A 14,154-nucleotide genomic window follows, 5' to 3' on the forward strand; every position below is an offset into this window, starting at 1 on the left:
TGAACTCCAGAAACAGATAAGCAAAAGAGGTTCTCAGGCCTAACCCTGTGCCCTCCATACAGGTGCCTACGGATACCCAAACATCAAGCGATCAGCGCCCTGTCGCCAGAAATTGCGGAATGTGTAGCAACTACAACCCGAAGGGGGTTGGGGCGACGCCTTGGATGACTTGCGTCCAGACCATCGGAATGTTCACCGACTACAAGCCCACGGTCGGCTTCGACGAATATTTCTGCAGTGAAACGGCGAGGCCTCGCGAAGATCTGGCCACGCTGCTTGCATCGCTGGGGCAGATGGGGTTGCCCGAACTGAACCGAAGCCATGCCTCCGCCAGCCAGCTGCTGCGTCGCCTCGGTGCCACCTTCCGCCTGAACGATTCTGGCCTCAAGGGCAGTGAACGGATTCTTCCTTTCGATCCTTTGCCCCGACTGATCGGCCGCAGCGACTGGATCAACCTGGAGCGGGGACTGCTGCAACGCCTGGAAGCCATCGACTGCTTCCTCGCCGACATCTACGGCCCCCAGCAGATCCTCAACGACGGTGTGATCCCGCGGGAAGACGTGGAAAGTTCCTCCGGCTGGCGACCTCAGATGCAGGGCATCAGCCTGCCCCTCAACCGCTGGTGCCACATCTCCGGACTCGACCTGATCCGCGACGGCAATGGCACCTGGCGTGTCCTGGAAGACAACCTGCGCTGTCCATCGGGGGTGGCCTATTTCCTCGAGAATCGTCGGGTGATGAAACGGTTGTTCCCTGGCCTGTTCGAGGGCCGTGCCGTTCAACCGATCGACGCCTATCCCTCCCATCTGCTGCGCACCCTTCAGGACCTGGCGCCCTGGAGTGACAGTCCCCGCGTAGCAATCCTGACGCCCGGGGTATTCAACAGCGCCTATTTCGAGCACAGCTATCTGGCCCAGCAGATGGGCATTGCACTGATTGAGGGACGCGACCTGGTGTGCGAAGACGGCCGGGTGTGGATGCGCAGCACCAACGGCCTCAAGCCCGTGGATGTGATCTACCGCCGCATCGACGACGATTTTCTCGATCCCACCGTGTTCCGCCAGGACTCAATGCTGGGGGTTCCGGGCCTAATCGACGTGCTGCGGCAAGGACGGGTCGCCATCGCCAATGCCCCTGGCACCGGCGTCGCCGACGACAAGCTGATCTACGCCCACGTGCCGGCGATGATCCGCTACTACCTCGATGAGGATCCGATCATCGAGAACGTTCCCACCTATCTCTGTGCCCGGCCGGACGACCAGCGCTATGTGCTTGAACACCTCGAGCAGCTGGTGGTGAAATCGGTGGCGGAAGCCGGAGGTTACGGAATGCTGATCGGCCCCCAGGCCAGCCGATCGGAGCTGGCGGACTTCGACACGAAGATCCGTGCGAATCCCCGCAACTTCATCGCGCAGCCCACACTGCAGCTCTCCACCGTGCCATCCCTCAGTGACGGTGAGCTCTACCCCTGCCACGTGGATCTGCGCCCCTATGTGCTGCGCGGCGCAAGCACCTGGGTGAGCCCAGGGGGGCTGACGCGGGTGGCCCTGAAGCGCGGCTCGCTGGTGGTGAATTCGTCCCAGGGGGGCGGCTGCAAGGACACCTGGATCGTCGACGACCAACGAATAGCAGCACCGCAGCCCCAGGAGGCTGTGCCGTGTTGAGCCGTGTTGCTGATTCGCTGTATTGGATCAACCGCTATCTGGAACGCGCCGAAAACATCTCGCGCTTTCTGGAAGTCAGTGAAGCGATGGCGCTGGACTGTCCTCCGGGCAGCGCCGAACCGTGGCTGCCGCTGGTGGAGGTAACGGGGGATCGCCACCGCTTCGATACGACCTATCCCGATGCGACGCCCAAACAGGTGGTGCGCTTCCTGCTGCTGGACCGCAGCAATCCCAACAGCATCGTGAGTTGCATTGCGATGGCCCGGGAAAACGCGCGGCAGATCAGGGATGTGATCACCACGGAGATGTGGGAGCAGATCAATGATCTGCACTGGAGCCTGCAGGACGACGAAGACATCTGGCGGGAACAGGTGCAGGAGCAACTGCGGATCATTCGGCGTGGCTGCCAGCTCGTTTACGGGATCACCGACACCACCCTGAGCCGTGATCTGAGCTGGCTGTTCAGTCAGCTGGGACGTTTGATCGAACGCGCCGACAAAACGTCGCGCATCCTCGACGTCAAATATTTCCTACTGCTGCCCTCCCCCGAGGAGGTGGGCGGCGTGCTGGATGAACTGCAGTGGATCACCCTGCTGCGCACAGCAGGCGCCTATCAGATGTACCGCCAGAGCGTGCAGCAAGCCATCAGCCCGGCGTCCGTGGCCCGCTTTTTGCTGCTGGATCCGAGCTTTCCTCGTTCGGTTCGGTATTGCCTCCAGGGCATCAGCAACACCTTGCAACAGATCCAGCAGCACCCGAGCCAAGACACGCCGGATGACCTCGACTGCTTGCGCGGACAGCTCCTGGCCCGCTGGAGCTACGTGCGGATCGACAACCTGATCGAAGCCGGTCTGCATGAAGCCATTGACCAACTTCAGCAGGACCTCAACCAACTCCACAGCCTGATCCAGACCCGCTACTTCACCAGCGCCGACCTCCGTTCCATCCCCACCGATCCCGCATGCGCGCTCTCATCGTTCACCGCCTGACGTATCGGTATGACGCCGCGGTTGTCCTGGGGGAGCACCGCCTCTGCCTGAGGCCTCGCGGGCAGGGGTTCCAGACCCTGCTGGAGCATCAACTCAGCGTGCTGCCTGAACCGGAACAACGTCGGGAACTAGTGGCCGCCAGCGGCGACGAAATCCAACGGCTCCGTTTTCTCGGCAGTACCGATGAACTCGTCTTTGAGGCTCGCAGCTTGGTGGAGACCCGACCGGCACCTCCGCTAGAGAGCTGCTTCAACGGACTCGAACCACCCTTGCCATACCCGCAAGGCCAGCTCAACAGCGATCTGCAGGGGGCCTTGGAAGGCTGGTTGCCCAATGGCCAGCACGAACCTGCGGCCATCGATCTAACTCAAGAAGCCCTGATGGGCAGCAACCAGCAGACCCTGGCCTTTCTGAAGCAACTCATTGAACTGATTCAAGAGCGGGTGAAATACACCCAACGCCATGTGGGGCCGGCCTGGCCCGCGGGCCGAACCCTGCGCGAGCGGATCGGCTCCTGCCGTGATCTGGCGATGCTGATGGTGGCCTGCTGCCGCGTGGTGGGTCTTCCCGCCCGCTTCGTGAGCGGCTATCAACTGCAGCAACCTCCACCGAAGGACTACGACCTGCATGCCTGGGCGGAGGTCTACCTGCCCGGAGCGGGATGGCGCGGCTTTGACCCCAGTGCCGGGATGGAAGTCAACGATCGCTATGTGGTGCTGGCCACCTCATCCAAGCCGGAACTCACCGCAGCCGTGAGCGGCAGCTTCAGTGGTCCCCTCGGAACAAGCAGTGAACTGAATTGGCAAATTCAGATCAATGAAGAAAAATCCGGAACGAAACCCCCCTCACGCAACCTGGTTCAGGCCGCCTGAAGCAGAGGTTCCACCCCATGCAACTGGGGCTTCGGAGCCGAGCTCAGGGTGGCTGCCATCAAGGCCGGAATCTCAGCGCTGTTGTAGACGCGAAATTCCTGCACCAGAGAAGCGCCTTCCTCACGAACCGCCTGGTTCAAAACGACGGAACCATCGGGATCGGAGATCGAGCGGTGGAAGGTGCCGGGGGGGATACGAAGGATGTCACCACCGCTCTCGAGCCGAACGATGTGGAATGGCTTTTCCCATGCCAGGTTCACCAAGAAGAAGGTTCTGCCGCCACTGGCCGCAAGCAGATTGTCTTCCTGATGGGGATGCAGATAAAACTGCCAGGCTCCGCTCTCAGGATCATTGGGGGGCGACACCGCCGGGCCGCTGTGAATCACCAGGTCGCGCGCATTCGAGGTGTCCACGGTGACGTCGAAAAAACGAACCGACGGGGTGTCGCGAAAGCGCTCGTAGGCCAGCAGTTCAAACATGTCGATGGATCCTTTTGGATCCTTCAGCTGCCCCGTTGTACCGGGAGCATCACGCAAAAACGGTGACGATCACGACGGTTCAGCCCCCCAGGTACGCCATTTCCGCATGAGTTGAAGCACCGGCGGCTGGATCACGCTCCTCGCTGTAGCGGTCTTGGCGCCGCTGCCAGAGCTGGCGCATGGCCTGCTCAAGCTGAAGCTCCGACGCAAGCGCGGGCTTGAGATCCGTGCCATCAGCCGAGAACAAACAGGTGAACGCCTGCCCATCGGCGGTGACACGCAACCTGTTGCAATCGCCGCAGAACGGCTCACTGATCGAGGCGATCACACCGATGGATCCTGCGCCATCGCCATAGCTCCAACGTCGGGCCGTCCCACCCCGCGGACGACCCATAGGTTCAAGGGGCCAACGGGCATGAATACGCTCCAGCATCTGCGACGCCGGCAGCACCTGGTCCAGCGTCCACTGGTTGCGATTGCCCACATCCATGTATTCGATCAAGCGCAGCTCCATCCCCTGCAGCCGCGCCAAACCGGCCAAGGGCAGCAGCTGATCGTCATTGATCCCCCGTTGGATCACAGCATTGAGCTTGAGCTCACCGAAGGAGGGGTCAAAACCAGCGGCCCGTGCCGCCGCGATGCCGTCCTGCACTTGGCGCACCAGGCGGTCCCCAGCCACGGCGCCACCCTGCAGACCAGCCATGCGCGCCGCTGCCTCCCCTTCCGCTGCATCGAGGCTGATGGTGATGCGATCCAGCCCTGCGGCACGCAACGCCCGCGCCATCGTTTCCGATAACAACACCCCGTTGCTGGTGAGCGCCACCGACTGAAGACCGGCGATCGGATCCGAACAATCCCGCCGGGCCTGCGCCACCGCCTCCAGCAAAGGCAACAAGCGCCGGCTCAACAACGGCTCTCCACCGGTGAGCCGCAGTGTCTGTGCCCCCAGGCGCGCGGCCACACGAATGACGCGCAGCTGCTGCTCAAGCGTGAGCAGACCAGGGGGCTCCTCCACATCCGGACAGCAGTACGGACAGGCGAGATTGCAACGGGCCGTGAGCGACAGCCGCAACACCCCGATGGGCCGGTTGAAACGATCTGCGAGCGGCAGCGGAGTGCTCATTCCTCCAACGCTGCCAGATCTGCAGGGCAGTTGGCATTCAACAAAGCTTCTGCAGGCAAGCGCACCGTCTGATGGGGAACGCGGGTCAACCAGTCCATCCAGCGCAACTCTCCGCGTTGGAGTTGCTGATCGAGGCAGGAGCGGAAGGGAGAACCTGAGGGGATCACCGCCAGCAAGGGCTGCAGCCGCTGCCCGTCATGGGCCACCGATGCTTGCTCCGGGGCACGATTCCAGGCTGCGATGAGCTGCTGGACAACGGCGGTGCGCAAAAGCGGCATGTCCACCGGCAGCACCAGCAAGGCCTCGCCGGGCATCGGAGACAGCACCTTGGCCAACGCCTGCAAGGGGCCATTCCAGGGAGGGAGCTCCAGCAGCACGGAACATCCGGGCCGGTGGGCCAGCAGCTCTGCGTGCGCGGCATGGCGACTCAACACCTGCACCGGATGGCCGAGGGGCAGCAGCTGGTCGACCAGGGCCGTGAGCCAGACACCGCCAGAGGGATGCGGCAACAGCGCCTTGTCACGCCCCATGCGACGGCTGCTTCCGCCACTGAGCAAACAAACGCGCAAGCCTTGGTTCACATCGCCGACCAACAATCTGCACCAGCGAAGTCCAACAGCCCGCAAAAGTTATAACCGCTACCAAATCATTGCGGCACAAGAACATCTGATCCAATCAATCAGCCCCGTTGATGTTTGCTCCGGTACAGAAAAACAGAAATCGGTAACCAATCTGACCAAACGTGGGCCCGACGAATTGATTAACTGCGCGGGTTAAACGGATTCTTTTTTCGACCGTTTTGCCATCCCCGGGCACCTTTCATTTTGAAGCCCGAGGTTCCTTTTCTTCTCCTCAATGCTTGGCGACCTTTGGTCGTTCCAGGGCAGGTACCGAACCCTTCACCTGACCTGGATCGCCTTCTTCCTGACCTTCGTGGTCTGGTTCAACCTGGCCCCTCTGGCCACCACCGTGAAAGCGGACCTGGGACTGACCGTTGGTCAGATCCGCACCGTGGCCATCTGCAACGTGGCCCTCACCATTCCGGCGCGCGTGCTGATCGGCATGCTGCTGGACAAATTCGGACCCCGGATCACCTACTCATCGATTCTGGTGTTCTCGGCGATTCCCTGCCTGCTGTTTGCCTCCGCTCAGGACTTCAACCAGCTGGTGGTGGCCCGTCTGCTGCTCTCCATCGTTGGCGCCGGCTTCGTGATCGGCATCCGCATGGTGGCCGAGTGGTTCCCGCCCAAGGAAATCGGCCTGGCTGAAGGGATCTACGGCGGCTGGGGCAACTTCGGCTCCGCCTTCTCAGCTCTCACCATGGTGGCCCTCGCTGGCTTCCTCTCCTTCTCAGGTGGCTTCGAACTGCCCACCGGCGCCGTACTGAACTGGCGCGGTGCCATCGCTCTGACCGGCATCGTCTCAGCTGCCTACGGCTTCTTCTACTTCTTCAACGTCACCGACACCCCCCCCGGCAAGACGTATCAACGCCCTGCCAAGACCGCAGGTCTGGAAGTCACCTCCATGCGCGACTTCTGGGGTCTGCTGGGCATGAACGTGCCCTTCGCAGCCATTCTCTGCGTGCTCTGCTGGCGCCTCTCCAAGGTTGGCTTCCTCACCGCTGCCACCTATCCCCTGGCCCTCGGTGCCGTCGCCGTCTGGTTTGCCTTCCAAACCTGGGGAATCATCCGCACCAACCGCGACCTGATCCTCGGCAACAAGGTCTACCCCAAGGAAGACCGCTACGAGTTCCGCCAGGTGGCGATCCTCGAGCTCACCTACATCGTGAACTTCGGCTCCGAACTGGCCGTGGTTTCGATGCTTCCCACCTTCTTTGAAACCACCTTCGACCTGCCGAAGGCCACCGCCGGAATCCTGGCGTCCTGCTTCGCTTTTGTGAACCTGGTCGCCCGCCCTGCCGGTGGTCTGATCTCCGACCGCGTCGGCAGCCGCAAGAACACCATGGGCTTCCTCACGGCCGGTCTCGGCGTGGGCTACCTGGTGATGAGCATGATCAAGCCGGGCACCTTCACCGGCACCACCGGCATTGCCGTTGCCGTGGTGATCACCATGCTGGCCTCCTTCTTCGTGCAGTCCGGTGAAGGCGCCACCTTCGCGCTGGTGCCCCTGGTCAAACGTCGCGTCACCGGTCAGGTGGCCGGCCTGGTGGGTGCCTACGGCAACGTTGGCGCTGTGACTTACCTGACCATCTTCAGCCTCCTGCCGATGTGGATGGGCGGCGGCGGCGAACCCACCCCCGAGGTGATCGCGGCTTCCAACAGTGCCTTCTTCCAGATCCTGGGCGTGGCTGGTCTGATCGTTGCCTTCTTCTGCTTCTTCTTCCTGAAGGAGCCCAAGGGGTCCTTTGCAGATCTGCACGAAGGCGAAACCGCCTGATCCATCTCCCTCCGTAGCACCCTGTCGCTGCACAACGACCCGGAGCTTCGGCTCCGGGTTTTGTTCTTTTTTTGGTTCTTGCATGGCCAACTCACCCCGCAGCGTGCGCAGCCAGTGCCCCTACTGCGGCGTGGGTTGTGGCCTCGAGCTCTTGCCTCCTGCCGTGAAGGGTGAGGCGGTAAAGCGGGATGCTGAGGGCAATCCAATGTGGACCGCCCGCGGCGACCGCGAGCACCCCTCCAGCCTTGGCCAGGTCTGCATCAAGGGCGCCACCGTCGGCGAAACCCTGGCCCCAGGCCGCCTGCGCCAACCCCTGTTCCGCCAGACCCTCGAGGACGACTTCACGCCGATCAGCTGGGACGACGCCCTCAACAAAATCACCGGTCAGATCCAGTCGAGCGTGGCCCGGCGCGGCAACGCCGATGGCATTGCCATGTATGGCTCCGGTCAGTTCCACACCGAGGATTACTACCTGGCCCAGAAACTGCTAAAAGGCGCCCTGGGCACCAACAATTTCGACGCCAACTCGAGGCTGTGCATGAGCTCAGCGGTGGCGGGCTACACCCGCAGCCTGGGCTCCGATGGTCCCCCCTGCAGCTATGCGGACCTCGACCACTGCACGGTGGCGTTTCTGATCGGCACCAATACGGCGGAATGCCACCCGGTGCTGTTCCAGCGGCTGCTGAAGCGAAAACGCAAAAACCCCGGCAGCGTCAAGATTGTGGTGGTAGATCCACGCCGCACTGATACCGCTAAAGCCGCCGATATCCACCTGCCGATTGCACCGGGAAGCGACCTGGCCCTGCTGCACGGCATAGCCCACCTCGTGCTGCGAGAAAACGGCCAGGACCCGGCCTTCATCGACGATCACACCGAGAATTACGACGCCTTTTTTGACGTCGCCGCCCGCTGGACTCCAAGGCGGGTGGCTCTGTTCTGCAACATCCCCGAAAAACGCCTGCGGGAAGTGGCAGCTCTATTCCACCGGCGCGAGAAGGTGCTCAGCCTTTGGTCGATGGGGGTGAACCAACGCCGTGAAGGAACGGCCGTGGTGCAAGGGTTGATCAACCTGCATCTGCTCACCGGCCAGATCGGCAAGGAAGGAGCAGGTCCGTTTTCCCTCACCGGCCAACCCAATGCCATGGGCGGACGCGAGGCCGGAGGCTTGGCCCACCTCCTGCCGGGCTACCGCCTGGTGACCAACGCGGAGCACCGCGCCGAGGTGGAACAGGCCTGGCAGCTGCCGGCAGGACGGATCAACGCCAATCCCGGATTGGCGGCCTGGCAACAGATCGAAGCCATGGAACAGGGAGCGCTGGATCTGTGGTGGGTGGCAGCCACCAACCCCCTGGTCAGCCTCCCGGATCTCGACCGGGTGAAGTCAGCCATGAACAAGTGCCCGCTGGTGGTGGTGAGCGAGGCCTACGCCGACTCGGAAACGTCCCACTACGCCCACCTGCTTTTGCCCGCAGCCCAGTGGAGCGAAAAAGCAGGCGCCATGACCAATTCCGAACGGCGGGTGACCTACTGCCCGGCCTATCGACGCCGCTTCGGCGAGAGCCGTCCCGACTGGGAGGTGTTTGCCGACGTGGGCCGCCGCCTGGGCTACACCGAGCAGTTCAGCTTCGATTCAGCGGCTGAGGTGTACGCCGAATTCACAGCTCTCACCCGAGGCAGGCTTTGCGATGTGAGCGGCCTGAGCCATGGGCTGCTGGAAGGCGAAGGACCGCAGCAATGGCCCTATCCCAGCGGCAGCACACCCACCACAGCAGCCAAACGCCTCTACGAAAACCATCAGTTCGCCACCCCCAACAAACGCGCCCGCTTCAGCGCCGATCAACCACTCGGACTGGCGGAACCTCCCTGCGAGACCTATCCGCTGGTGCTGACGGTGGGCCGCTACCTGGGCCAATGGCACACGATGACCCGCACCGGCAAGGTGGAGCGGCTGATGAAACAGCATCCCGAGCCACTGCTGGAGATACACCCCGGTGATGCTCAGGAGTTGAAACTGCGCAACGGCGAACTGGCGGCGATCAGCTCACGCCGCGGCCACCTCACCGCCACCGTGAAGGTCACCGATCGCATTCGGCGTGGTTCGGTCTTCCTGCCGATGCACTGGGGATTCACCCAGGAGAAGGCCTGCGAAGCGAACACCCTGATGCATGACGAGGCCTGCCCAGTATCAAAGCAACCGGAACTCAAAGCCTGCGCGGTGATCGTGGCTCCGGCCGTCTCAGTGGTGAAGCCCGTTGAACAGCAGAAAGGAAGGCTGGAGGCCCTGCGCCGGCTGCTCACACCAGCACTTCGCTGAAGGCTGCTTCGAGGTTGTGGTGATCGTGCCCCGGCCGGGCCAACTTGCACAACGCAAAGCGATCCAGCTCACTGAGCTGGATCCATTGCTCCAGGGTCAGGACCACACCCCGCGCTGTGGCGGCCTCCTGCACCACAGCGGGCAGCTCCGCCTGCTGTTGCCAGAGCGCACCGCTCACCGGTGGCAGATCCTTGGCCATGCCATCGGCCATGGGGCGCGTGCAATCGCGCAGGTGTTGGCGAAGCTGCTCGAGAGCATCAGCTGCATCCGGCCAATCCACCAAGGCTTGACGTTGCTCCTGGGAGAGTTGAAGCCAGTGGTTGAGCTTTAACTTCACCCCACAGAGATCCAATTTGCGTCGCACACACAGAGGGATGCAGCGCCAGTTACCGATGAAATCCTGCTCAAAGGCAAAGCAATGGCTGGCGGAATGACGACGGCTGGACATCAACCAAAGCCTTGATCGGTGTCAATGATGACAACGAAAGACCATGAAAACAGAGATGTTTACTTCGATACAAATGTTGGTCTGTGCGCTTCGCCCTCTCCCTTGGAATGTTGCTGGGAATGTCCCATGGATGGGTCACAGCTGAAGCACTCCAACAGCAGCCCATGCAGGGCTTTGATCCCATAAAAACTGTTAATTCCGCTACACAATTCAGCGCGTTTAGTAGTCGTTCACACCAATTCTTTCCATACTGAAGCTCTGTTCAAAGAGTTCCTGCCGTGACCAGCAGCATCTCGTCCGCTTCCGGCCGCAGCCCCATCACCCTGGCCGCCGGCTTCCTGGGTGCCTTCATCGTTGGTTCCCTTGCCGTGCAACTGGTGCGCAGCCAGACGGCCTCCATTCAGGCCGGCGCTACTGGCGTCGAGCCGGTGATCGCCGGTCCTGCCGCTCTCTGGGCTCCCTTGGCCGAGCGCGATATCGCCAGCGCCAACACAGCCGCAACCGCCCAACCCGCTGCTGCCATCCAGCCCGCTGTGGAGCCTGTTGTGGGTTCCGAAGCCACCCTCTGGGCACCCTTCGGCGAGCGCTGATCACACGGCCTAAATAAGGTGGCGGCATGGGGATTCAGCGCCGTCACTTCCTCCAGCGTACGGGCGGTCTGGCCTTGGCCGCCCTGATGCAAGCGCGCCCCGTTGAGGCAGCAGAGGAGCGGTTCTGCACCCCGAATGATCCACTCCAGGCCCTGATAGCGGGGAACCGCCGGTTCGCCGAGGCCTGGCGCCACGCCGAGCAAGACGAAGGAACGACGCACCGAACGGCGGATCCGGACCCGCGCTGCTTCAACTCACCCAAGGCTTTGGCCACCAGCCAACATCCCTGGGCCACCGTGCTCACCTGCTCTGATTCACGGGTGTCGCCGAGCTGGGTGTTCGACACCACCCCTGGCGAGCTGTTCGTGATCCGCAATGCCGGCAACAGCGCCTTCGATGAAGCGATGGCGTCGGTGGAGTACGGCGTCAGCGTTCTCAAGACGCCACTGCTGATGGTGATGGGACACAGCGGCTGCGGAGCCGTCACGGCGGCGATGGACGCCAATCCGCTGACCCCTTCACTGGACCGTCTGATCCAACCCATCCGGAAGAACATCAACGGCAGCAGCGATCTCGAGGAAGCCGTGAAGCGCAATGCCCTCGCCAGCGCCTCCACGTTGATTCAACGCAGCGCCGTTCTGGCCGATGCCAAAGCCAGCGGTGCGCTGAAACTGGTGGTGGGTTATTTCCAACTCAGCAGCGGTGTTGTCACCTTGATCGAATGACGCAAAACCTGAGTCATCTGAACCAGCAAGGCGAGGTTCACATGGTGGACGTGGGGGACCGTCCGGCCACCAACCGCGAGGCCCATGCACGAGGGGCCATTCGCATGGAAGCCTCAACCCTCAGCATGATCCAGCGGGGCGAGACACCAAAAGGAGATCTTCTCGCAGTCGCCCGGGTGGCGGCGATTCAGGCGGCCAAACACACCTGGGAGCTGATTCCCCTTTGCCATCCCCTGCCACTCAGTGGCATGGATGTGACGATCGACGCCGACGCCTCCCTGCCTGGCCTGGTCGTCCACTGCCGTTGCCGTACCACAGGCCAGACCGGGGTGGAAATGGAAGCGATGACGGCGGTGTCCGTGGGGTTGCTGACCCTTTACGACATGCTCAAAGCGGTCGATCCAGCCATGACGATCGAGGCGATCCAGCTGGAGTCCAAAGAAGGAGGGCGGAACGGTGTCTGGAAACGCTGAGCCCTACGGACGCGAAGGGCTCCCCCTGGACGAGGCACGTCAACGGGTTCTCACGGCGCTCCAGCCGATCACTACCAGCAGCACGGTGGCCCTGCAGCAGGCCCTCGGCCGGGTGAGCACAGCTGCTGTGCTGGCCAGTGCGGCCGTTCCGGGATTCCGAGCCTCAATCATGGACGGCTACGCCCTCGGGCAAAGCCACCAGCCCAAACTTGGGGAGACCTGGCAGCTGAAGGGACGTTCCGCCGCTGGCCAGCCCTTCAACGGGACCCTGGACAACGGCGATGCGATTCGAATCCTCACCGGCGCTCCACTTCCAGACGGTGCTGGCTGGGTGCTGCCCCAAGAGCTCATCACCGTGGAAGGCACCAGCCTCCAACTGACGAAAGAGGCATCGGATCGTCCGTGGATTCGCCCCGAGGATGAGGAATGCCAGCCGGGGGACCTGCTACTGGCCGCTGGAGAACGCCTGGGTGCCGCCGATCTCGCACGCCTCGCTGGCTGCGGCATCGCCGACCTAACCGTTGCGCAGCAACCCCGCATCGGGCTGCTGATCAGCGGAGACGAACTGGTACCACCCGGAACAGCGCGGCACCCCGGTGCCATCTGGGAGAGCAACGGCACGCTTCTGGAGACGATGCTCCGGGCCCTCGGGCAATCGGTGACCCAGCGAAGGGTGGTGGCTGATCAACCCGACGCACTGCGGCAGGCCCTCCTTGATCTGGCCCATGACTGCGATGTGGTGGTGAGCACCGGCGGCGTCTCCGCCGGCGACACCGATTGGATCCGACCGCTGGTGGCGGAGCTGGGTGCCGTGGACTTCTGGAAACTGTTCCTGCGCCCAGGTCGCCCCTTCGCCTTCGGCAGCATCGGTGAGGGCGTGCCATTTTTCGGACTGCCGGGCAATCCCGTGGCGGCGGCGGTCACTGCCCTGCAACTGCTCTGGCCCGCCCTGCAGGTCCTGGAGGGCCAGCGCGAACCGGAGCTGTTCCCCCGGGTGATGGTGGAACTCGCCGACCCGTTGTCCCGCCGACCGGGACGACCGGAACTGGCACGGGCCCGCCTCGACACCAACGCCGCAGGAACGCTGCTGGCACGGGTGGATGGCTCGCAGGCCTCGTCCCGGATCGGTTCCCTGCAACACGCCGATCTGCTGCTGGAACTACCAGCGGAAGCCGGCCCGCTCGAAAGCGGCACCCGTCTCTGGGCCCAGGTGATTCGTCAGCGGATTTTCTAAGCCGGATCAGGCTGAAAGGAGTGGCGCTCCCAGGCCATGAGCTGGCCCGATGCATCGAAATGGATGCTGATCTGCTGAAACAGGGCAGCGCCGAGACGGCCACCGATCTCGAGGCTGAAGGGCTCACTGGGGAGCTCACTGGGCACCGAGAACACCAAGCCGTCGGGCATCACAGCTGAGCAGTCGTTGTGCAACAGCTGGCTTGGATCGAAAACCAGCGGAGTGGCGTCCTCAGCCTGGCCGTTCACCCCCGCCTGCGGCCTGAGCATCTGCCGCTCGCCACTCCATCCCTGCACCGGCGCCAGCAGGGCCTCGGGTGTCCCGCATGCGGGACGGTCGGGTTCGGGATCGGTGCTGTTCAAGCAACGGAAACCCACCGCCCCAACACGCTGCAAACGCCAGCCGCCGTCAAGCGGTTCCCAGAGCAGCACCAGCATCGAGCGGGAACGACCGCAGAACAGGTTGATCTCATGGCCGAAGCGGGGACGATCGGGATCAAGCCCCAGGCTGGACTGACCTCCTGCCCCGGGAAACTGCCAGCAGCCTCCACCAGCGTTGTAGGTGGCTCGACTGATGGGATAGGTGGCCTGCCCCCCGGGAGCAAAGGCCAAACCCGAACCATCCCACACCCCGTGGTCGTCATCGGAAAAGGAAATCACGTAGGTGGTGGGGTGGATCCGACGGGTCGGACGCTGGAGGTCCAACCGACCGCTGCCATCCCTCTCAAACCAATGGCCACAGCCCTGCCAATGACCGGCGAAATTGCGGCGGTTGAGGGTCCATTGATCGGTCATGTCAGTGACGGCATGGAACGGTCGATCTCCTTAGGGTCGCGCCAACAGCCAT

14 protein-coding genes are annotated in these 14,154 nt (G+C 62.9%); 9 read left to right on the forward strand and 5 right to left on the reverse strand.

Translation table 11 applies throughout. The annotated features are described in order from the left end of the window. The first annotated feature begins 188 nt into the window (after positions 1-188). Genes FZZ90_RS05010 through FZZ90_RS05020 form a run of 3 tightly spaced genes read left to right on the forward strand, consistent with a single transcriptional unit; the run spans position 189 to position 3,525 of the window. Positions 189-1,664 (forward strand): circularly permuted type 2 ATP-grasp protein, encoded by a 1,476-nt coding sequence (locus FZZ90_RS05010; protein WP_226425022.1) that lies wholly within the window; start codon positions 189-191, stop codon positions 1,662-1,664. Continuing rightward, positions 1,658-2,653 (forward strand): alpha-E domain-containing protein, encoded by a 996-nt coding sequence (locus tag FZZ90_RS05015; RefSeq protein WP_226424651.1) that lies wholly within the window; start codon positions 1,658-1,660, stop codon positions 2,651-2,653. The genes FZZ90_RS05010 and FZZ90_RS05015 overlap by 7 nt, the downstream gene beginning before the upstream one ends. After that, complete coding sequence (locus FZZ90_RS05020) at positions 2,626-3,525, forward strand: transglutaminase family protein (RefSeq protein ID WP_226424652.1); 900 nt, start codon at positions 2,626-2,628, stop codon at positions 3,523-3,525. The genes FZZ90_RS05015 and FZZ90_RS05020 overlap by 28 nt, the downstream gene beginning before the upstream one ends. Here the strand turns inward: FZZ90_RS05020 and FZZ90_RS05025 are convergent. The 3 genes from FZZ90_RS05025 to FZZ90_RS05035 all read right to left on the reverse strand — a co-directional run bounded on the left by FZZ90_RS05025 (position 3,513) and on the right by FZZ90_RS05035 (position 5,696). Further along, positions 3,513-4,004, reverse strand: coding sequence for a redox protein (locus tag FZZ90_RS05025; RefSeq protein ID WP_226401098.1), 492 nt, complete (start codon positions 4,002-4,004; stop codon positions 3,513-3,515). The two genes, FZZ90_RS05020 and FZZ90_RS05025, sit on opposite strands and share 13 nt — an antisense overlap. Positions 4,005-4,083: 79 nt before the next feature. Further along, entirely contained in the window at positions 4,084-5,127 is a 1,044-nt protein-coding gene (locus FZZ90_RS05030) for a GTP 3',8-cyclase MoaA (RefSeq protein WP_226424653.1), read from the reverse strand. After that, complete coding sequence (locus FZZ90_RS05035) at positions 5,124-5,696, reverse strand: molybdenum cofactor guanylyltransferase (RefSeq protein ID WP_255613588.1); 573 nt, start codon at positions 5,694-5,696, stop codon at positions 5,124-5,126. The genes FZZ90_RS05030 and FZZ90_RS05035 overlap by 4 nt, the downstream gene beginning before the upstream one ends. A 286-nt stretch (positions 5,697-5,982) precedes the next feature. On the opposite strand from FZZ90_RS05035, the gene FZZ90_RS05040 reads away from it, so the two are divergent. Next, a complete protein-coding gene (locus FZZ90_RS05040; protein WP_226424654.1) occupies positions 5,983-7,524 on the forward strand; it encodes a NarK family nitrate/nitrite MFS transporter in 1,542 nt (513 codons plus the stop codon). Positions 7,525-7,606: 82 nt separating this feature from the next. Continuing rightward, positions 7,607-9,838: a nitrate reductase gene (locus tag FZZ90_RS05045; protein ID WP_226424655.1), complete on the forward strand. Its 2,232-nt coding sequence runs from the start codon at positions 7,607-7,609 to the stop codon at positions 9,836-9,838. Here the strand turns inward: FZZ90_RS05045 and FZZ90_RS05050 are convergent. After that, positions 9,819-10,286, reverse strand: a complete 468-nt coding sequence (locus FZZ90_RS05050; RefSeq protein WP_226424656.1) for a nitrate reductase associated protein — start codon at positions 10,284-10,286, stop codon at positions 9,819-9,821. The two genes, FZZ90_RS05045 and FZZ90_RS05050, sit on opposite strands and share 20 nt — an antisense overlap. A 278-nt stretch (positions 10,287-10,564) precedes the next feature. Between FZZ90_RS05050 and FZZ90_RS05055 the strand changes: the two genes are divergently transcribed. From FZZ90_RS05055 to FZZ90_RS05070, 4 genes are read left to right on the forward strand one after another with little or no spacing between them, the layout of a single operon-like run. Beyond that, a complete protein-coding gene (locus tag FZZ90_RS05055; RefSeq protein WP_226424657.1) occupies positions 10,565-10,876 on the forward strand; it encodes a hypothetical protein in 312 nt (103 codons plus the stop codon). A 26-nt stretch (positions 10,877-10,902) separates the two neighbouring features. After that, the gene (locus FZZ90_RS05060; RefSeq protein WP_226424658.1) at positions 10,903-11,601 is read left to right on the forward strand and encodes a carbonic anhydrase; all 699 of its coding nucleotides are present in this window, start codon (positions 10,903-10,905) and stop codon (positions 11,599-11,601) included. Then, a complete protein-coding gene (moaC, locus tag FZZ90_RS05065) occupies positions 11,598-12,074 on the forward strand; it encodes a cyclic pyranopterin monophosphate synthase MoaC (RefSeq protein ID WP_226424659.1) in 477 nt (158 codons plus the stop codon). The genes FZZ90_RS05060 and moaC overlap by 4 nt, the downstream gene beginning before the upstream one ends. Continuing rightward, on the forward strand, positions 12,058-13,308 hold the full coding sequence (locus FZZ90_RS05070; protein ID WP_226424660.1) for a molybdopterin molybdotransferase MoeA: 1,251 nt from the start codon (positions 12,058-12,060) through the stop codon (positions 13,306-13,308). The genes moaC and FZZ90_RS05070 overlap by 17 nt, the downstream gene beginning before the upstream one ends. Here FZZ90_RS05070 and FZZ90_RS05075 read toward each other — a convergent pair. Further along, complete coding sequence (locus FZZ90_RS05075) at positions 13,305-14,102, reverse strand: hypothetical protein (RefSeq protein ID WP_226424661.1); 798 nt, start codon at positions 14,100-14,102, stop codon at positions 13,305-13,307. The two genes, FZZ90_RS05070 and FZZ90_RS05075, sit on opposite strands and share 4 nt — an antisense overlap. Positions 14,103-14,154: the final 52 nt, after the last annotated feature.

Source organism: Synechococcus sp. MU1617, from assembly GCF_020514235.1.
GTDB lineage: Bacteria > Cyanobacteriota > Cyanobacteriia > PCC-6307 > Cyanobiaceae > Parasynechococcus.